Annotated in this window: 39 protein-coding genes and 1 pseudogene; 8 read left to right on the top strand and 32 right to left on the bottom strand. The window is 73.3% G+C overall.

The window, feature by feature from the left end; translation table 11 throughout:
- From GTY84_RS22310 to GTY84_RS22430, 27 genes and pseudogenes are all read right to left on the bottom strand, one after another.
- Positions 1–198 (bottom strand): annotated as a pseudogene (locus GTY84_RS22310) (hypothetical protein); the annotation flags it as partial.
- Positions 195–494, bottom strand: coding sequence for a hypothetical protein (locus GTY84_RS22315; RefSeq protein WP_161228100.1), 300 nt, complete (start codon positions 492–494; stop codon positions 195–197). The gene GTY84_RS22315 and the pseudogene GTY84_RS22310, both read right to left, overlap by 4 nt.
- Positions 491–682: a hypothetical protein gene (locus GTY84_RS22320; RefSeq protein ID WP_161228101.1), complete on the bottom strand. Its 192-nt coding sequence runs from the start codon at positions 680–682 to the stop codon at positions 491–493. The genes GTY84_RS22315 and GTY84_RS22320 overlap by 4 nt, the downstream gene beginning before the upstream one ends.
- A gap of 128 nt (positions 683–810) precedes the next feature.
- Positions 811–1,020: a hypothetical protein gene (locus tag GTY84_RS22325; protein WP_202551630.1), complete on the bottom strand. Its 210-nt coding sequence runs from the start codon at positions 1,018–1,020 to the stop codon at positions 811–813.
- Between the two features lie 49 nt (positions 1,021–1,069).
- Entirely contained in the window at positions 1,070–1,687 is a 618-nt protein-coding gene (locus tag GTY84_RS22330) for a hypothetical protein (RefSeq protein WP_161228102.1), read from the bottom strand.
- Complete coding sequence (locus GTY84_RS22335; protein WP_161228103.1) at positions 1,684–1,932, bottom strand: hypothetical protein; 249 nt, start codon at positions 1,930–1,932, stop codon at positions 1,684–1,686. Before GTY84_RS22335 ends, GTY84_RS22330 begins: the two co-directional genes overlap by 4 nt.
- Positions 1,929–2,240, bottom strand: a complete 312-nt coding sequence (locus tag GTY84_RS22340; RefSeq protein ID WP_161228104.1) for a hypothetical protein — start codon at positions 2,238–2,240, stop codon at positions 1,929–1,931. The genes GTY84_RS22335 and GTY84_RS22340 overlap by 4 nt, the downstream gene beginning before the upstream one ends.
- Before the next feature lie 40 nt (positions 2,241–2,280).
- The gene (locus GTY84_RS33095; RefSeq protein WP_202551591.1) at positions 2,281–2,451 is read right to left on the bottom strand and encodes a hypothetical protein; all 171 of its coding nucleotides are present in this window, start codon (positions 2,449–2,451) and stop codon (positions 2,281–2,283) included.
- Positions 2,448–2,828 carry a hypothetical protein gene (locus tag GTY84_RS22345; RefSeq protein ID WP_161228105.1) on the bottom strand — a complete coding sequence of 127 codons (381 nt, stop codon included), beginning with the start codon at positions 2,826–2,828 and terminating at the stop codon, positions 2,448–2,450. Before GTY84_RS22345 ends, GTY84_RS33095 begins: the two co-directional genes overlap by 4 nt.
- 54 nt (positions 2,829–2,882) lie before the next feature.
- On the bottom strand, positions 2,883–3,383 hold the full coding sequence (locus tag GTY84_RS22350) for a hypothetical protein (RefSeq protein ID WP_161228106.1): 501 nt from the start codon (positions 3,381–3,383) through the stop codon (positions 2,883–2,885).
- Complete coding sequence (locus GTY84_RS22355; protein ID WP_161228107.1) at positions 3,380–3,553, bottom strand: hypothetical protein; 174 nt, start codon at positions 3,551–3,553, stop codon at positions 3,380–3,382. The genes GTY84_RS22350 and GTY84_RS22355 overlap by 4 nt, the downstream gene beginning before the upstream one ends.
- Positions 3,553–3,942, bottom strand: coding sequence for a hypothetical protein (locus GTY84_RS22360; protein WP_161228108.1), 390 nt, complete (start codon positions 3,940–3,942; stop codon positions 3,553–3,555). Before GTY84_RS22360 ends, GTY84_RS22355 begins: the two co-directional genes overlap by 1 nt.
- Complete coding sequence (locus GTY84_RS22365; RefSeq protein WP_161228109.1) at positions 3,935–4,162, bottom strand: hypothetical protein; 228 nt, start codon at positions 4,160–4,162, stop codon at positions 3,935–3,937. Before GTY84_RS22365 ends, GTY84_RS22360 begins: the two co-directional genes overlap by 8 nt.
- Complete coding sequence (locus GTY84_RS22370; protein WP_161228110.1) at positions 4,159–5,217, bottom strand: hypothetical protein; 1,059 nt, start codon at positions 5,215–5,217, stop codon at positions 4,159–4,161. The genes GTY84_RS22365 and GTY84_RS22370 overlap by 4 nt, the downstream gene beginning before the upstream one ends.
- A 70-nt stretch (positions 5,218–5,287) precedes the next feature.
- The gene (locus GTY84_RS22375; RefSeq protein WP_161228111.1) at positions 5,288–5,788 is read right to left on the bottom strand and encodes a hypothetical protein; all 501 of its coding nucleotides are present in this window, start codon (positions 5,786–5,788) and stop codon (positions 5,288–5,290) included.
- A gap of 97 nt (positions 5,789–5,885) precedes the next feature.
- Entirely contained in the window at positions 5,886–6,350 is a 465-nt protein-coding gene (locus tag GTY84_RS22380) for a hypothetical protein (protein WP_161228112.1), read from the bottom strand.
- Positions 6,351–6,405: 55 nt separating this feature from the next.
- The gene (locus GTY84_RS22385; protein WP_161228113.1) at positions 6,406–7,263 is read right to left on the bottom strand and encodes a helix-turn-helix domain-containing protein; all 858 of its coding nucleotides are present in this window, start codon (positions 7,261–7,263) and stop codon (positions 6,406–6,408) included.
- Positions 7,264–7,298: 35 nt separating this feature from the next.
- Complete coding sequence (locus GTY84_RS22390) at positions 7,299–7,730, bottom strand: hypothetical protein (protein WP_161228114.1); 432 nt, start codon at positions 7,728–7,730, stop codon at positions 7,299–7,301.
- Between the two features lie 38 nt (positions 7,731–7,768).
- Positions 7,769–8,140, bottom strand: coding sequence for a hypothetical protein (locus GTY84_RS22395; protein ID WP_161228115.1), 372 nt, complete (start codon positions 8,138–8,140; stop codon positions 7,769–7,771).
- The gene (locus tag GTY84_RS22400; protein WP_161228116.1) at positions 8,137–8,829 is read right to left on the bottom strand and encodes an exonuclease domain-containing protein; all 693 of its coding nucleotides are present in this window, start codon (positions 8,827–8,829) and stop codon (positions 8,137–8,139) included. The genes GTY84_RS22395 and GTY84_RS22400 overlap by 4 nt, the downstream gene beginning before the upstream one ends.
- A 72-nt stretch (positions 8,830–8,901) precedes the next feature.
- A complete protein-coding gene (locus GTY84_RS33100; RefSeq protein WP_202551592.1) occupies positions 8,902–9,066 on the bottom strand; it encodes a hypothetical protein in 165 nt (54 codons plus the stop codon).
- Entirely contained in the window at positions 9,063–9,293 is a 231-nt protein-coding gene (locus GTY84_RS22405; RefSeq protein ID WP_161228117.1) for a hypothetical protein, read from the bottom strand. The genes GTY84_RS33100 and GTY84_RS22405 overlap by 4 nt, the downstream gene beginning before the upstream one ends.
- Complete coding sequence (locus GTY84_RS22410; protein WP_161228118.1) at positions 9,290–9,859, bottom strand: hypothetical protein; 570 nt, start codon at positions 9,857–9,859, stop codon at positions 9,290–9,292. Before GTY84_RS22410 ends, GTY84_RS22405 begins: the two co-directional genes overlap by 4 nt.
- On the bottom strand, positions 9,856–10,161 hold the full coding sequence (locus GTY84_RS22415) for a hypothetical protein (protein ID WP_161228119.1): 306 nt from the start codon (positions 10,159–10,161) through the stop codon (positions 9,856–9,858). The genes GTY84_RS22410 and GTY84_RS22415 overlap by 4 nt, the downstream gene beginning before the upstream one ends.
- Complete coding sequence (locus GTY84_RS22420) at positions 10,158–10,793, bottom strand: hypothetical protein (protein ID WP_161228120.1); 636 nt, start codon at positions 10,791–10,793, stop codon at positions 10,158–10,160. Before GTY84_RS22420 ends, GTY84_RS22415 begins: the two co-directional genes overlap by 4 nt.
- Before the next feature lie 92 nt (positions 10,794–10,885).
- A complete protein-coding gene (locus GTY84_RS22425) occupies positions 10,886–11,173 on the bottom strand; it encodes a DNA-binding protein (RefSeq protein WP_161228121.1) in 288 nt (95 codons plus the stop codon).
- On the bottom strand, positions 11,154–11,399 hold the full coding sequence (locus GTY84_RS22430; RefSeq protein ID WP_161228122.1) for a helix-turn-helix transcriptional regulator: 246 nt from the start codon (positions 11,397–11,399) through the stop codon (positions 11,154–11,156). Before GTY84_RS22430 ends, GTY84_RS22425 begins: the two co-directional genes overlap by 20 nt.
- 177 nt (positions 11,400–11,576) lie before the next feature.
- Between GTY84_RS22430 and GTY84_RS22435 the strand changes: the two genes are divergently transcribed.
- The 3 genes from GTY84_RS22435 (at position 11,577) to GTY84_RS34095 (ending at position 14,389) form a co-directional block, all read left to right on the top strand.
- Positions 11,577–12,134, top strand: coding sequence for a helix-turn-helix transcriptional regulator (locus tag GTY84_RS22435; protein WP_161228123.1), 558 nt, complete (start codon positions 11,577–11,579; stop codon positions 12,132–12,134).
- Positions 12,135–12,344: 210 nt separating this feature from the next.
- Positions 12,345–12,803 carry an ImmA/IrrE family metallo-endopeptidase gene (locus GTY84_RS22440; RefSeq protein ID WP_161228124.1) on the top strand — a complete coding sequence of 153 codons (459 nt, stop codon included), beginning with the start codon at positions 12,345–12,347 and terminating at the stop codon, positions 12,801–12,803.
- Positions 12,767–14,389 carry a site-specific integrase gene (locus GTY84_RS34095; RefSeq protein ID WP_161228125.1) on the top strand — a complete coding sequence of 541 codons (1,623 nt, stop codon included), beginning with the start codon at positions 12,767–12,769 and terminating at the stop codon, positions 14,387–14,389. The genes GTY84_RS22440 and GTY84_RS34095 overlap by 37 nt, the downstream gene beginning before the upstream one ends.
- Before the next feature lie 138 nt (positions 14,390–14,527).
- On the opposite strand, the gene GTY84_RS22450 is transcribed toward GTY84_RS34095, so the two are convergent.
- The gene (locus GTY84_RS22450) at positions 14,528–15,400 is read right to left on the bottom strand and encodes a 3-hydroxybutyryl-CoA dehydrogenase (RefSeq protein WP_161228126.1); all 873 of its coding nucleotides are present in this window, start codon (positions 15,398–15,400) and stop codon (positions 14,528–14,530) included.
- Between the two features lie 178 nt (positions 15,401–15,578).
- On the opposite strand from GTY84_RS22450, the gene GTY84_RS22455 reads away from it, so the two are divergent.
- On the top strand, positions 15,579–16,841 hold the full coding sequence (locus GTY84_RS22455; RefSeq protein ID WP_161228127.1) for a family 10 glycosylhydrolase: 1,263 nt from the start codon (positions 15,579–15,581) through the stop codon (positions 16,839–16,841).
- Between the two features lie 27 nt (positions 16,842–16,868).
- Here the strand turns inward: GTY84_RS22455 and GTY84_RS22460 are convergent, their stop codons facing one another.
- On the bottom strand, positions 16,869–17,063 hold the full coding sequence (locus tag GTY84_RS22460) for a DUF1918 domain-containing protein (RefSeq protein WP_161228128.1): 195 nt from the start codon (positions 17,061–17,063) through the stop codon (positions 16,869–16,871).
- A gap of 28 nt (positions 17,064–17,091) precedes the next feature.
- The gene (locus GTY84_RS22465; RefSeq protein ID WP_161228129.1) at positions 17,092–18,051 is read right to left on the bottom strand and encodes a DMT family transporter; all 960 of its coding nucleotides are present in this window, start codon (positions 18,049–18,051) and stop codon (positions 17,092–17,094) included.
- On the opposite strand from GTY84_RS22465, the gene GTY84_RS22470 reads away from it, so the two are divergent.
- The 3 genes from GTY84_RS22470 (at position 18,050) to GTY84_RS22480 (ending at position 20,642) form a co-directional block, all read left to right on the top strand.
- Positions 18,050–19,486, top strand: a complete 1,437-nt coding sequence (locus tag GTY84_RS22470; protein ID WP_161228130.1) for a PLP-dependent aminotransferase family protein — start codon at positions 18,050–18,052, stop codon at positions 19,484–19,486. The genes GTY84_RS22465 and GTY84_RS22470 overlap by 2 nt on opposite strands.
- Positions 19,487–19,534: 48 nt before the next feature.
- On the top strand, positions 19,535–19,975 hold the full coding sequence (locus GTY84_RS22475) for a GNAT family N-acetyltransferase (protein WP_161228131.1): 441 nt from the start codon (positions 19,535–19,537) through the stop codon (positions 19,973–19,975).
- Between the two features lie 73 nt (positions 19,976–20,048).
- Entirely contained in the window at positions 20,049–20,642 is a 594-nt protein-coding gene (locus tag GTY84_RS22480; RefSeq protein ID WP_161228132.1) for a histidine phosphatase family protein, read from the top strand.
- On the opposite strand, the gene GTY84_RS22485 is transcribed toward GTY84_RS22480, so the two are convergent.
- A complete protein-coding gene (locus GTY84_RS22485; RefSeq protein ID WP_161228133.1) occupies positions 20,624–21,067 on the bottom strand; it encodes a DUF6314 family protein in 444 nt (147 codons plus the stop codon). The two genes, GTY84_RS22480 and GTY84_RS22485, sit on opposite strands and share 19 nt — an antisense overlap.
- A 68-nt stretch (positions 21,068–21,135) precedes the next feature.
- Positions 21,136–22,338 (bottom strand): hypothetical protein, encoded by a 1,203-nt coding sequence (locus GTY84_RS22490; RefSeq protein ID WP_161228134.1) that lies wholly within the window; start codon positions 22,336–22,338, stop codon positions 21,136–21,138.
- 166 nt (positions 22,339–22,504) lie between these two features.
- Between GTY84_RS22490 and GTY84_RS22495 the strand changes: the two genes are divergently transcribed.
- Entirely contained in the window at positions 22,505–22,753 is a 249-nt protein-coding gene (locus tag GTY84_RS22495; protein WP_161228135.1) for a hypothetical protein, read from the top strand.
- Positions 22,754–22,832: the final 79 nt, after the last annotated feature.

Raw genomic sequence — 22,832 nt, forward strand, 5'->3', positions numbered from 1 at the left:
GGCGGAGGCCATGTCGAGGCGGTGTTCGGCGAACCGCCAGCTGGTGTCGGCGCTGTAGGCGGTGCAGGCCATCGCGGCGAGGGAGGCGACGGCGACGGCGGCCGGTGTCCTGCGGAGCGCCCGGAGGAGCAGGCCGAGGACGGCGAGCGCGAGGACGAGGGCGGCGAGCGCGAGGACGGGCTGGGCGACGGTGTTCACTGGCCCCCACCCGCCTTCAGCGCCGCGATGTACTCGTCGACGGTCCGGTAGTCGGCCGGGCGCAGTTCGCTCTGCTTGCGGAGGTAGTCGGCCTCCCACTGGAGTCCGAGGATGGCGTCGCCGCCGAGGACGTCGCGGATGGTGGCCTGGATCCAGGTGATGCGGTCGCTGGCGTGCTGCTCGTACCCGGCGAGGTCGGTGTAGTCGCGGCCGGGGTGGGGCAGGGTGAGGGTCTCGCTGATCGCGGTGAGCAGGGCCCGGACCGGGCCGGTCAGGGTGTCGGGGGTCTCGCTCATCGGGTCACGCTCACCGTGTCGGCGGCGTGGATGGTGGCGAGGGCGTACTGGTCGCGGGCGGCGCCGGCGGACTGGGCGCGGCGGGCCTCGGCCTGCTCGTAGTCGGCGCGGCACTGGGCGTGCAGCTCGGCGGCGCGGGCCGCCGGGTCGCCGCCGGACTCGGGCGCGCTAGGGTTCTGCTGGGTCATGAGGAGGTCTCGTCTCTCTCGTGATCAAGTGCCCGGAGCGTTGCTGCGCTCCGGGGGCGTTGAGGGTCGGGCGGCGCGCGCGCCTCCGGGTGTTCCAGCACCTGGAGAGCTGCTGTCCGGCCCTCGCTTTATGCGGTTGTGTACTTTTTGATCGCGTTCGCCACGGCGGTCCAGCTCAGGTGCTGGTCCTTTGCCACGGCGTAGACGCTGCCGAGGTTGTCGGCCCCTTCTTTCAGGGCCTCCGCTCGTCGTCTGCGGGCCTGTTCCGCTTGGGCGTCGAGCTGTTCCAGCAGCTCATCTTCCGCGCGGATACGGTCCCGCCAGGGGGGCGTTTCCACCTCTCCGAGGCTATCACACCCCCGGTTGTATGTAACCCCGCATTGGATATCAGGCGGCCGGGACGGGCTGGTAGTGCAGCAGCAGGAGCAGTTCGGTCTGGCCCTCGTAGACGCAGCGGCATGCCCGGCACACGAGCCGGGTCTCTCCGGCCCGGTGGGTGATGGCCGCCCCGCACACGGTGCCCTGGTCGTCGGTGAGGGCGATGCACTGGCCGACCACCTTCCGCTGGGGCACGGGGTCCCCGACGACGGCCCGGGCGGCCGCCTCCAGGTCCCGGACCTCGCGGGCGAGGTCTCCGGCCGCCGGGTACTGCGCGACGATCCAGTCCAGCTCCTGGACGAGCCACCGGCAGTCCTCCGCGAGGCCACCCGGCGGCGTCTCCCCCCGGTGAGGCCAGCGGAGACGGCGGACATCTTCGCGCCAGGACCGGAGGATCTCGGCCGCCCGGCCCCAGTTGACGGTGTCGAGAATGTCCTCGTTGATTGGGGAGCGGGGGCCGGCCGCGGCCTTGGTCGCCACGATGTTGCCCCACCCGGTACGCCGGGGGACGAGGCACTCGCCGACCTCGGCGTACAGCGCGGGGAGGGCGCGGAGCCGCGCATCCAGCTTGGCCCGGTGCCAGGTGCACAGGTAGCCGGTGGAGCGGTTGCACGGGTCGCAGGTCACAGGTACCTCCCGGTGGGCACATTGGTCTGGGCGGGCCGGGCGCCGGTGGGGGTGCTGTCTGCGGGGCGGTGGCGGTCCCGGGGCGGGTAGGTGGGCGGCAGGGTGTCTATCTCGTGCTCCAGGGCGGCGGCCAGGGTCAGCCACTCCACAGCTTGTGGACCGTGCGGCCGGACGCCCGCCGCGACGTACAGGGCCTCGATCAGCCGGTCGGCGGCCCGGACGTCGTCAAGGAGTACGCGGATCACGATGCCCTCCCCACGTTGTCGGTCGTGACGATTACGCACAGCGACGGGGGCGTGTCGCTGGTCCACCAGCCGGTGCTCGGCATGTCGCAGTCGGCGCGGGCCAGGTGCCGGTCGGCGTAGACGAACAGCCACTTCGCGGCCTCCATGTGGTCGGCGCACAGGAGCGAGAAGGAAGCGTTGCCGGGGGTGAGGCTCCAGGCGATGTGCCATTCGGCGGGCGCACCGCAGGGCGGAGCGGTGGCGGTGGCCTTCCAGCCGCAGCGGACGAGTCCGGTACGGGGGTTCGTGGTGAGCTGGGGGATGTTCACGGTCGTCTCCCGGTGATGCGGGAGACGTCGGTCTCGTCGGTCATCGGTTCCTCCGTGCTGCGCGCGCGGCGGCGCGGCGGGTGGCTCGGTTCGGTCGGGGGTCGGGGGCGTCGTCGTCGACGAGCTGCTCGATACGGACGAGGTGGGTCTGCCAGGTGGCCCCGGGGCGGGGCGTGTGCTCGCCCCGGGGCGTGGTGCTGGGGCCGGTCACGGCTGGCCGAGGAGCTGTTGGGCGACCGCGAGGGCCTGGGGGCTGGCGCCGATCTCCTGGGCGTCTGCGGCGGCGGCCTCCAGCCAGTCGGCGAGGGCCAGGCCGACGGCGGGGCCCATCGTGGCGGCGTAGGCGGCGTGGTTGACGTACATGTACGACGGCCGGCGGAAGTCGCCGCCGCGGACAAGGCTGGGCCAGGAGACGACGCGGTCGTCATCGAGGGTGAGATGGTCGCCGTGGAGGCTGGCGCGACCGAGCCGTAGGGCGGTGTAGTGCCAGTGGGCGGTGGGGGTGCCGTCGGGGTCGGTGCTGGCTGCGGTGGCGAGGCGCCGAAGGAGCGCGGCGGCGGCGCGGAGTTGGTCGGCGGGGCAGGTCATGGGTCTCCTCGGGGTGGCCGCCCGGCCGTGACAGGCCGGGCGGCAGACAACAGGTCAGGCAGGGCCGGTCACGGCTGTTCCCCCTCGGGCCCTCCCACGCCACGCAGCCGGGTCGTGCTTGTGGTCGCGGTCGGGCATGACGATGGGGTCCCGGCGCAGGCTGTAGCCGATGACCGCTCCGGGCCGCAGGTGCGGGTTCCCGGCGGACGCTCCGGTGCAGGCGCCGTCGGGTCCGCAGGCGTCGCCCTGGTGGCGGCCGTGCTGGCAGCGGTCGAGGTCGATGAGGATCCCGATCCAAGGACAGGTGCCGTCGTGGTGGCCGGCCGGGGGCTTCAGCGCAGTGGCTGTCACGGCTTCCTGGGTGCGCTCCAGGGCGTGCTCGATCCCGGCGATGGCGGCGGTGACCTTGGCGTGCAGCGGCGAGTAGAACACCTCGCTCGCGCAGTGAAGCGCGGCGTTCATCTGGGCGTGAGCGGACAGATGCGATTGGGCGTCGACGAGGGTGAGGCGGGCCTTCTCCAGCTCGCGGCGGAGGTCGATGATGGTGGGGTTCATGGGTGTCTCCCGGTGAGTGCGTGGCGGAGGAGGGTCTGGGCGAGGCGGAGGCTGGTGTCGATGGCGGCGGCGAGGAGGTCGGCGGCGAGGGTGCTCGCGGCGGCGAGGACGGCGATCAGAGCGGGGAGAGGCCAGCCGAGGGTGCGGGCGGCGGCGAGGGCCTCGACCATCACGCCACCCCGCTCGGCCGGGACTTCGCCGTCTCGTAGCGCTGCCTCGCCGCGATGAACGCCTCGCTGCTCCCGCCCCGGTCGGGGTGCGCGGCGGCCATCTGCTGCTTCAGCTCCGCCAGGGATACCGGCTTGGCCTGGTGGGGGATCTCCGGCGGCGCCAGGTGGAGGCGGCGCAGGGTGGCCCCGTGGTAGACCTCGCCGTCGGCCTCGATCTGCTGCCGGTCGACGAACGAGGGCCGGGTCTGGTTCAGGTAGGTGAAGTAGATCCGGCGGCTGGTCTTCTTCGTGATCGGGTGGGCGTGGATCTTGTAGTTGCCGAGGGGGCCGTCATCCCAGTTGGCGTCGTACAGCTCGTACAGGTACTCGGTGGGCGCGAGGTCAGCCACGGTCCGCCCCGTCCTGTCGGGTGGTGCCGCAGTTGGGGCATAGGTCCCGGAGGTGGCCGCCGCGCCGCCGCCGGGACCACCCGGCGGCCCGCCCGTCCGCCCGGACCTCCCGCGCGGTCCACGACGCGAACCGGGCGGCGACGGCGGCGTTCTCGGGGCAGTCGGTCTGCTCGGCCGGCCCGTCGCAGGAGACCTCGACACCGAGCGGGGTGACGGTCATCGCTGCGCCCCGTCCTGCCACGCCCCGGCGGCGGACTGCTCCACGGTGTACGTGGTCGTCTCGCGGACAAGACGGCGCTGCACCGGCGTGCCGTCGGTCCACGAGGGGCGCCTCGCGCTGGACATCCGGAGCTGGTCGACGGCCTGGGCGCGGTCGCGGCGTAGCCCGCTTGCAGGCATCCACTCGTCGCCGTCGAGGATTTCCACGCGCCAGTGGTGAAGCGGCTTGTGCCCCTCGGTCTCGGTGGCTGCCGTCTCGTCGGCCAGGCTGCGCAGCTCGGCCGGGCAGCTGGTGGCCGTGTAGTGCACGGCGCCCTCACCGCAGTCGCACGGGCCGGACAGGCCCTCGTCGTCCTCGGGCTCTGTCTCGTCGGCCACGCGACGCAGCCCGGAAGCAATCGCGTTGGACACGCAGGAGCCGCAGCCACCGCAGCCGCAGGTGTCGTCGTTGCCAGCGAAGTCCGCGGCTTCGCGGAGGGCAGCGGCCCGGACGGCGCGTGCCTTCAAGGCGGCCTGCCTCCATCGGGTGATCACCTCGGCGGCGTCTCGGGGTTCCAGGTAGTCGCCACACCCGCAGGTCTGGCAGACGTCCTCGAAGTGCCTCTCGGCGGGGTGTCCGCAGATGCAGACGGGCGCGGAGACGTGATTCGTGGTCGTGGAGAACGCGGCGGCGAGGCGCAGCAGGCTGCACGCTTCGCCGCGCTCGATCCGTGCAGCGTCCGCCTCCAGCGTCGCTGCGGCGTCGTCAGCCCATTCGCCGCTGTATGTGTCGCGGACGAACGACGCGCAGGCGCGGACCAGCGCGGCGGCCCGGTCGGCGGGCGCGGTGCGGTGGGCGGCAGGGTCGCAGGATGGACAGTGGCAGGGGCCGTCGGCGTAGTCGGGGGTCAGGCACCCAGCGGGCGCGGGCAGCACGGCCAGCACCGCGTCGGCGAGGTCGCCGCGCCGCATGTCGGGCCGGTAATCGGCGCGTTCGAGGGCGTCGGCGATGAGGTCGCGGAGCGCGGCCCGGTCCACGACCGGCGCGGGGACGGGCGGGGTGGTGGGATCGGTCATCAGGGGTTCCTCGGTGTGGAAGGGTGGGGGCACCGGCCGCCCGCGCTCCCTGCGGGCGGCCGCACTGCGGTCACGAGGCGGCGGCGTCCTCGCGCTTCCACTGCTCCTCGCGGTCCTGGAGACGGCACTGGACTTCGACGGCGCCCTCGTAATCGCGGATCTCGCGGGCGGCGGCAGCCAGCTCGGCGAAGGACTGGCGGATCTCGGCCCGCTTCGCCTCGACGGCCGGGCGCTCCAACTCCCTGACGCGCGCGTCGAGGCGGCGGATCTCGGCGAGCAGCACGGGCACGTCGGTCCGGGCGTGAGCCACGAACTCGGCGTCGGCCTGGACCTGCTCCCAGTCCTCCTCGCCCGTCCACTCGGTGTGCGTCGGGTCGTTGTCCATCGGCTCGTCTTCCAGACGGCAGATCTCCCGCCGGGCCCGGTAGCCGGTGCCGGTCTCCTCCAGCCCGGCGGCGATCTCGATGAGGGTGTCGCCGCCGAACTCGTAGGTGCCCCAGGGGCCGTCGGTGGCGGCGTTGGTGCGGGTCTCGATGTCGGCGAGCTGCTGGGCGGTCAGGCGGTCGGTCACGGGGTTCTCCTGGTGGTTTGCGGGACTACCGGTCCCTCGGCGGCGGGTAGGGTGCGGGGCTGGCCCGGCCGGCTATCTCCCGGCCGGGCCGCCGTGTTCACGGGGTGCGGCCGGTCTTGGCGGCGAGCGTGGCGACGGCCATGTCGAACAGGGCGCGGATGCCGGCGGCGAGGGCGAGTGCGGCTTCGTCCGTGCCGGGGGTGATGAGCGCGTCGAAGTGGGCGGCGGCGGTGTCCCGTTGGTGGTTGGCCCACGCAGCGGTGAACTGGGCGGCGAAGCGGACACCAGGAGGCAGGGCTGTGACGTTGACGTGCTTGCCGGTCCTGGAGTCGTAGACGAGGAGCCCGAAGCCTCCGTCCTTGGGCAGGGGCTGATGGCCCATGCGGACGATGACTTCGGCGAGGGCTGCGCAGAGGCCGAGGGCGGGGCCGCGTCCGCCGAGGATGAACGATTCGAAGAGCGGTGCGGCGTTCTCGGGGTGGCCGGTCATGCCGTGGGCGAGCGCGGCCATGATCGTGTCGGCGGGGTTGTCCTGCGGGGTGGTGGGGATGGCGTGGCTCATCAGAGGCTCCAGAGGGTGGGTGTGCGCGCGGGCGCCGGATATCCGAATGGGCGGCTCAGGTCGTGCGCTGTCCGGACTGGGTGGCGAGGTACTCGGTGCATCCCTGGCAGACGCCCGAGTCGCCGTAGGGAAGGGTGATGTCGCACTCGGCGCAGCGGGCGAGGGCCTCGCGGGCTTGCACGGCCGCGAGTGCGGCGTCCCGCGGTTTGGCCGCCTGCTTCTCCCTCGTCGATGACTCGTTCTTCACGGCCTCGCCCGCGCGCTTCGGTGGCTGAGGTGAAAGGCCAGCCAGAGTGTGGTCGGGGAGGGGGTCCCTACCGGAGGTAGGGATGTACTGGTAGACCCCCGACGCGGACGCTGTCCGGACAGCGTCCCCGGACGCGTTCCGGGGGCGTCCGCGGACGCTGTCCGGGGTGTCGGATGCGGGTGTGGAACCCCCGACGCGGACGCTGTCCGGAACCCCATGCGCGGACGCTGTCCGGACCGCGTCCGGGGACGCTGTCCGGGTCACGGCCTCCGCGGCCTTCTCCTTCTCCTTCCGGCGGGCGACGCGCTGCCGGGTCTCGGTCATGTGGTGGATGTGGGTCTGCCAGTCGAGGCCGCCGCCGAGCGGCATCAGCAGCTGGTACATCGCCGAGGCGTTCGGGCGTCGCTTCCGCGCGAGGACCCCGACGCCCATCAGGACACGCACGGCGCGGGTCACGGTCTCCTGCGAGCAGCCCGCCAGGGTGGCGAGGGTGTCGCGGCCGGGGAAGGCGTTGCTGCCGTCGGCGTCGGCGTAGGTGGCGATCCACATGCCGACCGTGACGACGCGCGCCACCTCGGGGATGCGTCGGCCGACGCGCAGGACCTCGGCCCGGAGGGCGTTGGTCCAGGCGTTACGGACGGACTGCACGCGGTCGTCAGTGCTCACCTGGGTCTCTCTCGTTCAGCGAAGCGGGGTGGGGTCTATGCGCGGCGGGCGTGGTGGCGCTGCTGGGGCCGGTGGCGGTCCAGGGCGGCCTGGCAGGGCGGGCACCGGGGCAGGCCGTCGCGGTCGTGGATGTCGGCCCCGCGGGTGGTGCCGCAGTGCCCGGTCCACTGGGGGATGGCGGCCGGGTCGTCGATCGTGTCGTCGTCCCACGCGGCCGGCGGCGCCCACCCGGCTGTTCCGGCCCGGTTGCGGGCGGCGCGGGCGGCGATGTGCGAGACACCGCACAGGCCGGGGCTGGCCCCGCCGAGGCGGGTGAAGGCGGCGGCGACCGCGCGGGCCTCGCTGGCGGACACGACGGCGACGGCGGCGGCCAGGAGCCGGTCGAGGCGGCCCGGGCTCAGGCCGGTCTCCCGGGACAGCCGGGCGGTCGGCCAGCCGACCACGGCCAGGGCCTGGAGACGGCGCACCGTGCCCAGGGAAGGCATGGCCGGGCCGCCGGCGGCCGTCACGCCGCGGCCCGGCGGTAGTCGGCGGTGCCCTGCCAGGTCCGGCAGGCGCTGGAGTGCACCGTGCGCCGCTTCGACTTGGCGTAGCCGACGGCCTCGATGACCCCGGCCGCCGACGCCCGCAGGAACGCGGGCCCCCAGCGCTGCGGGCTGTCGGGCTCGTCGACCAGGCCCTCGGCGATCAGGTCCGCCGCCTGGAAGACAACGCCCCGGCGGGCCATCAACTCGATCGCCGCGGCGCACGCGTCCGCCCACTCGACGGGGGTGTTCGCCGCGGCGCGCGCCATGCCGGCGCTCTTCGCTCTCTCCCCGGCGGCCGGGTCGACGGTGCCCTGCACGGGCTCGGGGAACTGGAGCTGGAGCTGGGTCATGCCTGCCTCCGGTGCAGGTGGGACATGGCGTCGCCGACCATCGCGGCGAGCTGCTCGTCCGAGGCGGCGAAGAACGCGTCCGGCACGGTCACCTGGTCCCAGAGGTCGCGGACCCAGCGGGCGTCGCCCAGCGCGGTGTGCGCGACGTCCGGCGCCGGGGGCTCGACCTGCACGAGCCGGGACACGTCGCGGGAGTGCCACGGCCAGCCGACCGCGCGGGCGACCTTGCTGTACCAGGTGGCGTCGCAGTCGGCGCGGGTCCGCTCGGCGGCCCTCCCGTACAGGGCGCCGACGGCCAGGGTGGTGGTGTCGATGGTCCGGTAGTGCCAGGGGCGGGGCTGGTCGAAGTACCGGCCGAGCAGGTGGGTGAGCATCTCGGCGTCGAACGCCGGGTTCGAGCCGACGAGGACCGCGCCGTCCAGCAGGGGGTGCAGGCGGCGGGCTGCGGCCTCACGCTTGTCCCAGACCCACGCCGGGTCCGCCGTCCGCGCGTGGAAGCGGTTGATGCGGAGGGCCTCGGGGGTGGCGTTCGTGAGGTCCGGCTCGATCCGCAGGATGTGCTCCTGGTCCTGGCCGTCGGCCCGGAGGATGACCGCGATCTCCCACGCGTCGTGCAGGAAAGGGTCCAGGCCCGTGGTCTCGGTGTCCACGAAGGCGATGAGCGGCGGCGGCTTGCGGGTACTGGGCATGGTGGTGCTCGCTTTCAGGGAGGGGCTGTTGACACCGGCCGGGCGGGACGGATGCACCGCCCGGCCGGTGCGCTACTCGTCGCCCTGGCGGGCGAGGCCGAGGACATCGAGGAGGAAGCGGAGGTCCTCCCGGTCGCGGGCCTCACGGAGGACGAGGCGGGACGCGGCGACGCGCTCCTCGGGGGTCGTCTCGCGGACGGCGGTGACGATGCGGTCGCTGCCGCGCTCGCGGTTCACCGCTGGACCTCGACCGGGCTGGTGGTGAGGCATTCGCCGCAGGTCCAGCCGCCGGTGTGGGCGGCGCCGGCGGTGGCCTTCCCGCAGGGCGGGCAGTCGGCCCAGCACGGGGTGAAGGACTCACCGGTCCGGGGCTCGGGCCAGGGCCCGCCGAGCAGGTCGTCGAGCAGAACAGGCGTGTGGCCGGTGGGGGCGACGATCTGGTGAAGGGTGGCCAGCGGGCTCATGCCGACCCCTCCCGCGCGGCGGGCGTCTTCCGGTACGCGCGCCTGAGCCGTCCGACCGCGGTCATCTCCCACTGGATGGGGCCGTGGCACTTCCGGTACGGGTCGTGGAACCATGCGCGCCGGATCTCCTCGCGTCCGCACCCGGGGCACCGGATCAACGGGCCGATCGTCCGCTCCTGCCGGGTCGCAGCCGCCCGGAACGCCTCCTCCCGCTGGTGCCTGTCGGGCCGCTCGAAGTCCAGGTAGCCGTCGATGACCACGGCGTCCTTGAGGGGAATGTCGCAGTAGTCGTCGGCCCAGTAGGCGAGTGCCTTGTCCTCGGTCTCGGCGTCCACCCAGAGCACGCGGGTGACGGTCTCGGTCACGATGATCGGGAATCTGCGCTTGTTCACGCCCCACGCGTCAGCGGGGGTCGCGTCCTCCAGCAGTTCGTTGACGTCCCAGTCCGGGGCGGCGGGCTGGACTCGCGGCCAGCTACCGCCCAGGTAGGCGTGACGGCCGCGGTGCCCCAGCTCCTCGTCACAGGTCTGGTAGGTGCCGTCAGGCTTCGGCTCACCGCACTTCACTGGGCACCCCCCGTCTCGCCCTTCAGGCGGGCGATCTCCGCGCGGGCCTCAGCGAGTTCCTTCTGGGCGGCCCGCTCGCGGGTGGCCTTCTCGACGGTGTCGTCGCGCCAGCGCTGGACAGCGGCCAGGACCCGGTCCGCGATGACGACCTGCTCGTCCAGCGGCATGTCGGATCCGAACAGCAGCGACAGGTGGGGACCGGAGCCCATCCCGTCCGGGTCGATGTACAGGGACCCGAGCGGAGGCGGATACGACCGGACGTCCGCCCGCTTGCCCCAGAACATGGTGATCTGCACGCTCACTTGTCGACCCCCTCGTGGTAGTCGGAGGTGACCTCCAGAGCGGTGACGACGTAGCCGGTCGGCCGCTCGTCCTCACTGAACGCGGCGACCAGCTCGGCGACGCCGTCCTCGTCGTCCTCGATCCAGTCGAGGGAGGCGCCCGGGATGTCGCGCCGCATCTCGGTCTCGCAGTGCCGCCGGGCCTCGGCGGCCGTGATGTACAGGCCCATCACGATCGACTCGTGCGACGCCTGGTAGAACTTCGGCACGGTCTCGCCCGGCTGCATCGGCGTGCCGTGCGTGGCCTGCTGAAGGAGGTAGAGGGCCCCGAGCGCCGCGGTGCCGGGGTCCGGGTGGTCGTGGCAGAAGGAGGCGAGCGCGGCTCGTCCCTCGACGGCGGCCTTCTCCAGCGCGGCGATGCGGGCGGTGGCCGTCTCGTACTCGTGGTCGTTCGCCGCCTGGTCGTCCCGCAGCCGCTGCATCGCGGCGGCGGTCTCGGGGGACTGAAGGAGTCGGGCGGAGTCCAGGGCGTTGGCGAGCGCGGCCGGCAGGGTGCAGCCCTGCTGCATCGCGCGGGAGATGACGCCTGCGGCCGTGTCGACGAGCCGGGTGCTCCTGCTGGACCCGGCGGTCCGGGTACTGTGTGTGGTCACGGTGACCTCTGCTTTCTCAAGTGAGTGGGGGCGCCGGTCGGGGGTCGCCAGGCGGGCAAAGCTGGGCGGCCCTTCGGCGCGTTAAGGGCGGGTCAGACCTTCGAGGGCCGACGAGGCCGACGGGCACTCAGGGGCTCCGGAGGCCGGAGCTGGGTTGCAGCCCTGCGGTTCGACGGGCGGTCGTCCGACAACTGCGCTGCCTCGAACGCCTCCACGGCGGTGATCGGGAACAGCAGGCCGGTACCGCGCTTGAAACCCTGAGGGGCCTTCCCCCGGTGCCGCGCGATGTAGATCGCGTTGGGGGTGGTCTGCCACCTGGCGGCGAGTTGCTTCGCGGTGAGGTGAGGGGAGCCTGCGCTCTCACTCTGAGGGCTGCTCATCGCCCTGCCTTTCGGTGTCGGTGATCTCTGCGATGGCCTCCCGGGCCCGCTGCTCCTTGCGGAGTTCCTGGGCGATGCGCCGCATGACGCCCGGGCTGGGGTTGGCCTGGTCTCGTTCGATCCGGGACAAGTACGAGGGGGAGATCCCGATGCGGTTGGCGAACTCCGTCAGGCCACGGCCCGACTCCTCGCGATTGCGCCGGATGCTCTGTCCTCGCGCCTTCACAGTGGAAAGATTAGGAAAGAAAACGCAGGGTTGCAAGCCGTCAACAGGAAAAGACTGGAAAGTTCCCGGAGGTGCAGGTCGGAGACGGAATCTCGTCTGTTAGGCGGGCCTAACCGATTGGTAGGTTGTTTCCTGTTGTTGCTTCTCATTGCCTCTGGAGACCCGAGCGGAGACCCGATGAACCACGACCCCACGGCGTGGGCAGCGCTGGGCCGCGCTATCCGTAGTGACCGCAACCGGCAAGGCATCACGCGCGAGCAGCTCGCGGAGCGCGTGCGCGACCGGGGCGGGGAGATCAGTGCTCGCAGCATCGCCAGCCTGGAAACGGGCAAGGTGCCCAAGCGGGCCAAGCCGCCAACCCTGGAGCCGACGGTGGCGGCGCTCGGCTGGCGGGCGGGATGGACCGATCGCATCCTCGCGGGTGAAGATCCGGGCGCGGTCCTGGAGGGGGCGGAGGCCGCGGTCGCGAAGGAGGCCACGCCGAGGCAGCGGCTCTATGAGCTGCTGCCGGGTGTGTACGAGTTCGCACGCACGGCTGTGCTGTGCGGTGCACCTGTCAAGACTCGCGACGACTTCGAGATCGCCGTGCAGCGACTCCTGGCCGACGCCACCACCGGGGGAGGGGGGCGGAGCGGCTACGAGCTGGCTGCCTACCGGCCGCACGCCGTTGGTGAGGGAGTGCCGGCCGACGATGCAGCCCGCATACGCAACGCCCTTGAGCGGGGCGACGGCTGACCGTACAACCAATCGGCCCGGTGAACCGTCTGTCGCCCCCCGCGGTGCAGCCCTGCGGAAGCCCCGTCAGGGTGCCTGACGCTGTCCCGAATCGCCGGGACGCGAAGGAAGTTGAAAGACTTCCTACCGTTTCCTTCCATTGCCTGTGACTCTTCGGGTAGGAATGAACACTCCGGCGCGCTTCCCACCCGTCCGACCCCTGGGGGGCGCATGTCCATAACGTCCTCGCTGCTGAACGCCCAGACGGGCCTTCAGTACGCGCCTGCGGTGATCCTGGAACAGTTGGGGATCACCATCATGCGGATGTGGCTCCGGGACACCTGGGGAGCGTGGTCCCGGGAGCACCGCCGCGTCGTCGTCGCGTCTGGGCTAAGTGCTGTCCAGGAGCGGTGCGTCCTCGCCCACGAACTGGAACACGTCATCGCCGACGACGTCGGCTGCACAGACCGTGCCGCATCGATCCGTCAAGAGCACCGTGCCGACCGCGAGGCCGCCCGTAAACTGATCGGCATCTCGGACCTCGCCGAGGTCGCCCAGTGGACGACCGACCTCCACACCGCAGCAGCCGAACTGCAAGTGACGGAGCGCCTGCTTGAGGTCCGCCTCAACGACCTGCGGGGGGAGGGCTGGCCGTGGCGACGTCAGGGTGGATCGAGGACCGTTGGCTGACCAAACGACCCAACCCGGAGACCGGGAAACGTGAGCGCACTGCGCTCTACAAGAAGTGCTTGCGCTACCGGGTGGCTGGCATACCCGGCGTCAGAAAGCGCTCCTTCGCCACGCTCGACGAAGCGAAGGAGTGGAAGACCAAAGCCATCCTGACGACGAAGAAGAAGGAGTTCATCGACGACCGAGACGGGGCGATCCTCCTCGGCGACTACATCCGGGACGAGTGGTGGCCCAAGCGCACCGACCCGGTGAACACCGCGACGACGATGCGGTCGAAGATTTTCAACCACATCGTGGACACCAGCCTCGGCAGGACACCGATGAACGTCATCGGTGACACCCACCTGATGGAGTGGAAGCGTGAACTCGCAGGCCGCGGGCTGGCCGCCTCCACCCTTGAGGTGATCTGGAACCACCTGTCGAGCGTCTTCAAGTCGGCTGTCGGCAAGCGCATCGCGAAGAACCCGTGCCGGGAGGCAGACAAGGGAGTGCGCCCGGCAGGAGCAGGTCACACGAAGGCCCGCGCCTGGTCCAGGGCAGAGGCGGAGGCGATCCGCGCAGCGATGCCCAGCCGGTACCAGATCGTCGCCGATCTCGGTATGCGTGCCGGCATGCGTCAGGCGGAGACCTTCGGCTTCAGCCCGGACGACATCGACCGTGACCTGATGGTGCTGCACCTCCGTCGGCAACTTCTCTGGGAGAACAGCACGCGCCCGTACTTCAAGCTGCCGAAGGGCGACAAGGAGCGGGACATCCCGCTGTCCCCCGGGCTGCTGAAACAGCTCGACGAGTACCTGGTGGCCTACCCGCCGGTTGTGGTGACGCTGCCGTGGAAGGGGCCGGGAAACCACAACCGTCCGAACGCCACCGTGCAGGTGCTGGCCACGAGCGCACACAGGAACCGCATTCACCCGTCCACGTTCAACCAGAGGGTGATGAAGCCCGCGCTCGCCGCGGCGGGCCTGATCGCCCCGCGCGAGGACGGCGCGAGCTGGGAACCGTCCCGGGAGATGATGCACCACCGGTGGCGACACACCTACGCGAGCGTGCAGCTCGGCGCAGGCGAAGACGTCATCTCGATCTCTCACTGGATGGGGCATGCCTCACCCGACATCACCCTCAAGATCTACGCACACTTCATGCCGGACCGAGGCATGCGCGGGCGCACGGCCGTCGACAACTGGCTGGACCCTGGGGCCGGAGCAGCGGTGCGGCCGGCGGCGCCGGACCTCTGGGCGGTCGAGCCGCTCGCCTTCACGGAATCCACGTCGATGTCCCCGCCCGCGAAACGGAACCTTGAGTCGGTGGAGGTGTACGTGCAGGGAGCCCGGTACGCGCGTGGCCCGTGGACAGTGGGCGCCATGCTGACCGCGGCCGGACTGCCCGAGGGGGAGATCCGCACGGAGCCGGATGACAACCCTGACCGTGCGCTGGCCTCGGCACTGGTCTGGGTCAAGGAGTACGCTGCGGTGCACGGGATGGCTGTGAGGCGAGCAGAGAACCTGAACGATCAGGTGGCCGATCCGCTCAGGCCGTTCCAGGCGCTGGGGCGGTTCCTGCTCGTGCCGCATGAGGGAGTGATGTGACCTCCCACCAAAACCCCCTGAGAACTCCCTGAGAGGCGTAGCGATCTTGAAGGGCCGTTGCCGAGATCACCGGTGACGGCCCTTCAACGTGCTCGGGAGCGGGGGCGTGGCGAGTGTCCGAGGATCTGTTTGCGCAGGTCAGCCGTAGCTGTAGAAGCCGGAGCCGCTCTTCCGGCCCAGACGGCCCGCGTCGACCATCCGCTGGAGCAGCGGGGGAGCGGCGTACAGCGGCTCCTTGAACTCCTCGTACATCGAATGGGCGACCGAGGCGACCGTGTCCAGGCCGATCAGGTCGGAGAGCTTCAGCGGACCCATCGGATGCGCGCAGCCCAGCTCCATGCCGTTGTCGATGTCCTCACGGCTGGCGATGCCCGACTCGAACATCCGGACCGCGGAGAGCAGGTACGGGATCAGCAGTGCGTTGACCACGAAGCCGGACCGGTCCTGGGCGCGGATGGCGTGCTTGCCGAGCACCTTCTCCGTGAAGAGCTGCGCCCGGCCGAGCGTGCCCTCCGACGTGGTCAGCGCCGGGATCAGCTCGACGAGCTGCTGCACGGGGGCCGGGTTGAAGAAGTGGATGCCGATGACGTGGTCGGGCCGAGAGGTGGCGACCGCCAGCTTCACCAGCGGGATGGAGGAGGTGTTGGAGGCCAGGATCGCGTCCGGCCGGGTCACGATCTGATCGAGGACCTGGAAGATCTCGGTCTTGACCTGCTCGTTCTCGACGACCGCCTCGATGACGAGGTCGCGGTCGGCGAACTCGCCGAGGTCGGTGGTGAAGGTCAGCCGGGCCTGGGCCGCCTCCAGCTCCTCCTCGGTGATCTTGCCGCGCGCGGCGGCCTTGGTCAGGGAGGTGAACAACCGGGTGCGACCGATCTCCAGCGCCTCGCCGGTGGTCTCCGCGACCTTCACCTCCAGTCCGGAGCGGGCGAACACCTCCGCGATGCCCGCCCCCATCTGCCCACAGCCCACCACGCCGACGCGTGCGATATCTCCCGAGGTGCCGGTCACATCGTCCCTTTCGCTGGTCCACGGCGGTGGCAGCAGACCTCTCCGGGGTCTCCGGCGCCTGCTCCGATCGTGCACGTTACCTCCGACGAGCCGTGGATCGGGCCTCCGGGTGGGGCATGCTGAGGGGCTGTGTCCGAAGAGTCACCGGATGTGTGTGCAACGTCACGGAGGTGGTGTCATGGGCCGGATGTCGCGTCGGGCCTTCACTGCGGCGGCGCTGTCGGCTGTCGCGGTGCGGCCCGGCACCGTGTCGGCCTCGTCCCCGCCCCCCTCCCTCCGCGACCGGGGCCCGCGGAGCGCGGGCCACCGAGCCGCCACCGGGATGCGGGGCATGTGGCTGGCCACCGTGGCGAACCGGGACTGGCCGAGCCGCGCGGGACTGCGGCCGGGGGAGCAGCGGGCCGAGCTGCTCGCGCACCTCGACACCGCCGTCCGCCGCGGGCTGAACGCGGTGTTCCTCCAGGTGCGGCCCACCGCCGACGCCCTGTGGCCGTCGGCGGTGGAGCCGTGGTCCTCGTACCTGTCCGGCAGCCAGGGCCGCGATCCGGGCTGGGACCCGCTGGACACCGCCGTGCGGGAGGCCCACGCCCGCGGACTGGAACTGCACGCCTGGTTCAACCCCTACCGGGTCGCCGTCGACGACGACCCGGCGCGCCTGCTGCCCTCGCACCCCGCCCGCGAGCACCCCGACTGGGTCGTGCCGTACGGGGGCGGGCTGTACTACGACCCGGGCCGCCCCGAGGTGCGCGCCTTCGTGCAGGACGCGGTCTTCGACGCGGTGGAGCGGTACGCGGTGGACGGCGTCCACTTCGACGACTACTTCTACCCGTACCCGGTGGCGGGGCAGCGCTTCGACGACGACGCCTCCCACCGCGCCCACGGGGCGGGCTTCGCCACCCGGGCCGACTGGCGGCGGGACAACGTGAACCGACTGGTGCGCGAGACGGCGGCGCGGCTGAGGACCACCCGGCCCGCCGCCCGCTTCGGCGTCAGCCCCTTCGGGGTGTGGCGGAACGCGGCCACCGATCCGCGCGGCTCCGACACCGCCGCCGGCGTCCAGTCGTACGACGACCTCCACGCGGACACCCGCACCTGGGTCCGGGAGGGCTGGATCGACTACGTCGTGCCGCAGCTCTACTGGGAGATCGGCCGCCCCGGCGCCGACTACGCCACGCTGCTCGACTGGTGGTCGGGCGTCGCCGAGGGCAGCCGGACCCGCCTGTACGTGGGGGAGGCGCTGTACAAGGCCGGGGATCCGGCGCGGTCCGCCGCCTGGCAGGACCCGGCGGAACTCTCCCGGCACCTCGCCCTGGCCGCCCGCACCCCCGGGGTTCGGGGGCACGTCTTCTTCGCGGCGCGGGAGGCCGCCGAGGACCGGATCGGCGCGATGGCGCGGGTCACCGCCGACCACTACCGGGAGGCCGTGGGCCCGCCCCGCTGATCCGTGCCGACCGGTCGGGCCCGCCGGTCAGGTCCGCATCTCGCGGTGCCTGATCTCGGAGTCGGGCCCCGGGGAGCAGACGGCCTCGTGCCCGTCCTGGAAGCGGACGCGGTACGGGGGACCGCCCCGCGGACCCATCACCTCGACGATCTCCGCGACCTTGTCGTGCTCGCCCACCACACGGCCGTGCTGGACCAGTTCGTCGCCCTTGGATGCGCGCATCTGTGAGGCCTCCTCGCCTGTCTGCCGCTCACCCCCGGGCCCGCTGGGTGACCGCGATGCACACCAGCACCGCCACGGCCGTCAGCGGTGCGGCAACCGTCAGCCGCTCGCCCAGGAGAAGTACCGACCACACCAGTGTGAGCAGCGGCTGGGCGAGCTGCAACTGGCTGGCCCGGGGGATGCCGACGGCGGCCATGCCCCGGTACCAGAACACCAGGCCGAGGAACTGCGATCCGGCGGCCACCCACAGCAGCCCGGCGACGCCGTGCCCGGTCAGCCGCACCGGCTCGTGCGCCAGGGCCACCGCGGTGAGCGGCACGGCCAGCGGCAGGGACAGTACCAGCGCCCAGCCGATGACCCGCCAGCCCGGCATCACCCGCGCCAGCCGCCCGCCCTCGGTGTATCCGGCGGCGCACACCAGCAGCGCCCCGAAGAGATAGGCGTCGGCCACCGTGAGCGCACCCCCGCTCTGGGCGACGGTGAAGACGGCCACGGCCGCGGCGCCCGCGCAGGCGGCGGCCCAGAAGGCGCGCGAGGGCCGGGCGCCCACGCGCAGCGCGGACAGCAGCGCGGTCGTCAGCGGCAGCAGGCCGACCACGACGGCGGCGTGCGCGGTGGTGGAGGTCCGCAGCGCGAGCGTGGTCAGCAGGGGGAAGCCCAGCACCACCCCGGCGGCCACCACGGCCAGCCCCGGCAGGTGCCGCCGTTCGGGCAGCGGGGCCCGCAGCACCAGCAGGCAGCCGCCCGCCAGCACCGCCGCGAGCACACTGCGCACCGCGACCAGCGACCAGGGGCCGAAGCCCTCCAGGCCCCAGACGGTGGCGGGGAAGGTGAGGGAGAAGGCGACGACGCCGAGCGCGGCCTGGGCCGTGCCGAAGGAGGAGGTGGTGGTGCCCCCGGCCGGTCCGTCCGGGCCCGCCGCGCGGTCGGGGGCGAGGGTGCCGACCGATATCGTCCGTGATTCGGTAGCGCTACTCTTTGCTCTCATGTATGAGCGTAGCAGTGTGACGGAGTTGGCTGGTCTCCTGCGAAGAGAGCTGGACCGCTACTCTCCCGGTGAGAAGCTGCCGTCCAGTCGGGCCCTCGTCGAGCGCCACCGGGTGAGCCCGGTGACCGTCTCGCGCGCGCTGGCCCGGCTCGCCGCCGAGGGGCTGGTCGTCACCCGGCCCGGCGCCGGGGCATTCCGCGCCGCTCCGCACCCCGCCGCGGCTCCCGCCGGGGACACCTCCTGGCAGGAGGTCGCCCTCAGCGCCGACGGCGCCGCGGATCTCGTACCGCGCTCCGTGGACGCCTCCGGGGTCCTCGCCTCGCTGGCCGGGCCGCCGCCCGGGGTCATCGAGTTCAACGGCGGCTATCTCCACCCCTCGATGCAGCCCGAGCGGGCCATGGCGGCGGCGCTGTCCCGGGCGGGGAGGCGTCCCGGTGCCTGGGGCCGGCCGCCCATGGAGGGGCTGCCGGAGCTGCGGGAGTGGTTCGCGCGCGGCATCGGGGGCACCGTCACCGCCGCCGAGGTCCTGGTCACCGCGGGTGGCCAGGCCGCCCTGACCACGGCCCTGCGGGCGCTGGCACCGCCCGGAGCCCCCGTCCTCGTCGAGTCGCCCACCTACCCGGGCATGCTGGCCATCGCCCACGCCTCCGGCCTCCGCCCGGTCCCGGTGCCGGTCGACGCGGACGGCGTCCGCCCCGGGCTGCTCGCCGAGGCGTTCCGGGCGAGCGGTGCCCGTGTGTTCGTCTCCCAGCCCCTCTTCCAGAACCCGACCGGCGCCGTGCTCGCCCCCCACCGGCGCGCCGAGGTGCTGGGCATCGCCCGCGCGGCCGGTGCCTTCGTGATCGAGGACGACTTCGCCCGGCGCATGGTCCACGAGGACGCGGGGCCGCTGCCGAGCCCGCTCGCCGCCGACGACCCCGACGGCGTCGTCGTCCACGTCGCCTCGCTGACCAAGGCCACCTCGCCCAGCTTCCGGGTGAGCGCCCTCGCCGCCCGGGGCCCGGTGCTGGAACGGCTGCGGGCCATCCAGGTCGTCGACACCTTCTTCGTGCCCCGGCCGCTCCAGGAGGCGGCGCTGGAACTGGTCGGCTCGCCCGCCTGGCCGCGTCATCTGCGCGCCGTCTCCGCGGAGCTGAGGGCCCGCCGGGAGGCCATGACCGCCGCGCTGCGCGGCGGTCTGCCGGAGTTCGCCCCGGCCCACGTCCCGTCCGGCGGCTACCACCTCTGGCCGCGCCTGCCCGACGGCACCGACGAGGCGGCCCTCGCGGCGGCGGCCCTGCGCGCGGGTGTCGCGGTCGCCCCGGGCCGTCCGTACTTCAGCGCCGAACCCCCCGCCCCCCACCTGCGGTTGAGCTTCGCCGCGGTGGCCGGGACCGCGGAGATCACGGAGGGCGTACGGCGGCTCGGCACCGCCCGGCGGGAGACGCGCGGATGAGCCGATAACCGCTCGACGCCGCCCGCCCCGCGCTGGGAACCTCTCGCCATGACCGACACGCCGGCCCTCCCCGAGGGCTACGAGACATCCACCGACCCGGACCGCCTCGACGCCGCCCGCGTCCACCACTGGCTCTCCACCGACGCCTACTGGGCGCTCGGCCGCCCCCGCGACAAGCAGGACCGGGCCATCGCCAACTCCCTCAACTTCGGGGTCTACGACACCGTGTCGGGAGAGCAGGCGGCGTACGCGCGGGTCGTCACGGACCTGGAGACCTTCGCCTACCTCTGCGACGTCTACGTCGACCGCGCGGTCCGCGGCAAGGGCCTCGGCGGGGCGCTCGTCGCCGCCGTCCGCGACCACCTGCGGCCGTACGGGCTGCGCCGCATCCTGCTCGCCACCCACGACGCGCACGGGGTCTACGAGAAGCTGGGCTTCGCGCCGCTGGAGCGGCCCGACGAATGGATGCTGCTCCCCTTCGCCCCGTGACCCCCGCGCCACGCCAAGTCACCCGTCGGCGGCACCCCTTGACCGGCCCCTCCCCGGGGCCCACCATCACGGCATGGCGCTTCGGGTCACGTTCGTCGCGGCGGCGCGCAGCTCCCCGCTGCTCGCGGAACGCTTCGGGGACGACCGGCCGCTGGACGGGGCCGGCCGGCAGGAGGTGCTGCGCGCGGCCCCGGACCTCCCGTACTTCTCGGCCGCCGAGCTGCGCTACTGCTCGCCGACCCCGCGCAGCCGGGCCACCGGGGACGCCCTCGGCTACGCCCCGCTGCTCCAGCCCGCCCTGCGGGAGTGCGACATGGGCCGCTGGCGGGGGCTGACGCTCGGGGAGGCCATGGCCAGGGAGCCGGCGGCGGTGGACGCCTGGCTGGCGGACCCGCGCTCCGCCCCGCACGGCGGCGAACCGCTGCTCGGGTTCATCACCCGGATCGGCGGCTGGCTGGACACCCGGCCCGGCGAGGACGGCGGCCGGCTGGTGGCCGTGGCCGAGCCCTCGGTGATCCGGGCGGCGCTGGTCTACGTGCTGAAGGCGCCGCCGTCGAGCTACTGGAACCTGGACGTCCGTCCGCTGTCGGCGACCACCGTGGCGGGCGGCGCGGGCCGCTGGAGCCTGCGCCTCGACGGTGCCGCCGCTCAGTTCTCACGGGTGTAGCCGGTGCTCAGCAGCAGGTCCTTGGCCGGGCCGCGCACCCGCCACACCAGATGCCAGTGGTCCCGGTCGCGGACGGTGAACTCGCCCCGGTAGTGGTCGGCGGCGCAGGGGTGTTCGGCGACGTGGTGCCCCGTGCCGAGGTCCAGGGTGTGGAAGGGGCGCCCGTCGGCGAAGCGGACCTCGGCCGTGCCGGGCGCGCCGCCCGCGGCGTAGCGCAGGGTCCTTCCGGCGGGCCGGGTCGCACCCCGCCAGGTGAGGGTGCCGGACTCGCGGCAGAGCAGTTCCCCGTCCGCCGCCGCCCGGAACACTGTGGTGCCCTCGAAGCGGCCGGTCACGTCGCCCGCGAGGTCCCGCACCGTCCGCCCGGTGTGCCAGCGGCCCGTCAGATACGCCAGTACGTCCGGTACCGGCCAGTGCCCGTCCATCCGGTGCGGCCTCCCTCCGCCGCGCCGGGGGCGCGGCCCGGTCACCATGGTGCCGGAGACGGCGCGGCTCAGTCCGCCCGGCCGGGCCAGGGCGTGAACCGGGCGCACTCGACGGGGTCGTCCTCCTCGTCCAGGGCGTACAGCCCGGCGGTCGAGAGGCGGCCGCGCTGCCAGCGCAGCAGGGTGTCGGTCAGCCCCTGCTCCAGCGGCGGTCCCTGGTCGGCGTGGCGGGGCCAGACGGTCAGCGGCCAGGCGTCGGGGTCGTCGCCCGTGGTGAGCCAGCCGAGGTGGTCGCCTTCGACGGTGTGGGCGAAGGGCAGGAATCCGCCGGGCCGGGGCCAGGTGACGAGCGGGAAGTCCTCCGGGTCGTCGGCCCGCAGCACCTCGTACCCCGCCAGGATCTCCTCGGCGTGGGTCGCCAGGTCCCGGCCGGGGGCGCCCAGCGGCGGGGGGAAGCAGAGCCATCGGTTCCAGCAGCCCGCCCCGTACGTCTCCATCAGCCGCACGTACTCCCCGGGGAGGGCGAGGCCCAGCGCCCCGCTCGTCCGCTCCCAGTCACCGTCCCCCAGGTGGGGGCGCGCGGGTGGCGGGGTCAGCAGACGCAGGGCGTCGAGGCCGGTGCCGGTCTCCAGGGCGACGCGCCGCTCGCCCTCGGTGAGGCGCGGCGGCACCGGTTCCGGCGGGGTCCAGGGGGCGGCCGCCGGCAGGAAGGCGGTGCGCCCGAAGACGCCGGGCAGGGGGCGGACCGGCGCGGCGGGGTCCGGGTCGGCGCGGACGGCCTGCCGCAGATACGCGGTGAGCGTGAGGTCGTACGCCTGCCAGGGGGCCGGTGTGCCGCCGGGGACGCCGTCCCGGTGCCGGACGACGACCGTCCACGCGTCGGGGTCGGCGGAGACGGAGGTGTCCCAGAAGAGGACGTCGGTGGCACGGGTGTACCCCCAGGCCAGCAGCCCGCCCGGCTCGGGATGGACGGGGCGGTGCTCCCCGGCGGGCAGTTCGCGCCGGGCGATGCGGGTCTCGCGGTGGATCGCGCGCAGCCAGTCGCCGTAGTCGAAGCGGCCGTCCTGGGCGCAGGGAACGTGGATCCAGAGGAAGCGCCCGAAGTCCAGGGGGCCGTACCGGTCCGCGAGCCGCCGGTAGTCGCCCGGGAGCCGTGTGCCGAGCCATGCCTCGACCGCCGCCCAGTCCACGGGCACGGCGGCGGGCGGCCGCTCGGCGGACGGCTCGGCGAACTCGGCGATGTCGGTGGTGTCGGCGGTGTCGGCGTCCACGGGGCCTCCGGGGGTCGGTGGTGACGGCGCCGATTCTCCCGCCCGGCGGTGGGCCCCGGACGGCGGGGCGGGTGTGCCGGGGCCCGGGCGGCGACCGCCGGGGTTCCGGCGGGCCGGGACGGCACGGGCTCCGGCCGCCGCCCTCGCCGAGGGCCGGGAGCCGGCGGTGCTGGTCCTCGCCCGCGCGCCGTCCGGGGAGCGGGTGCGGACCGGGACGGACCGGGCCGTGGCGGCCCACCGCCTCACGATGGCCCTGGTGGACGGCCCGCGCCCGGTGGCCGACCCCCGGGGCACGGCCCCCGCGGCGGGCCGCCTGCTCGCCGACCAGGTCCGCGCCCTCATGACGGAGCACGGCCCCACCCGCGCCCGGCCGGCACCCCCGCCCCGCTCCCGCACCCCCGGGAACAACCGCTGACACCCCGCCGCGCCGGTCCCTTTCCCGACCGGCTGCGCCGGAGGACCCACCGCAGGTCCGGCACGGCCGTGCCGGAACT

Origin of the sequence: Streptomyces sp. SID8352 (assembly GCF_009862265.1) — a bacterium.
Taxonomy (GTDB): domain Bacteria; phylum Actinomycetota; class Actinomycetes; order Streptomycetales; family Streptomycetaceae; genus Streptomyces.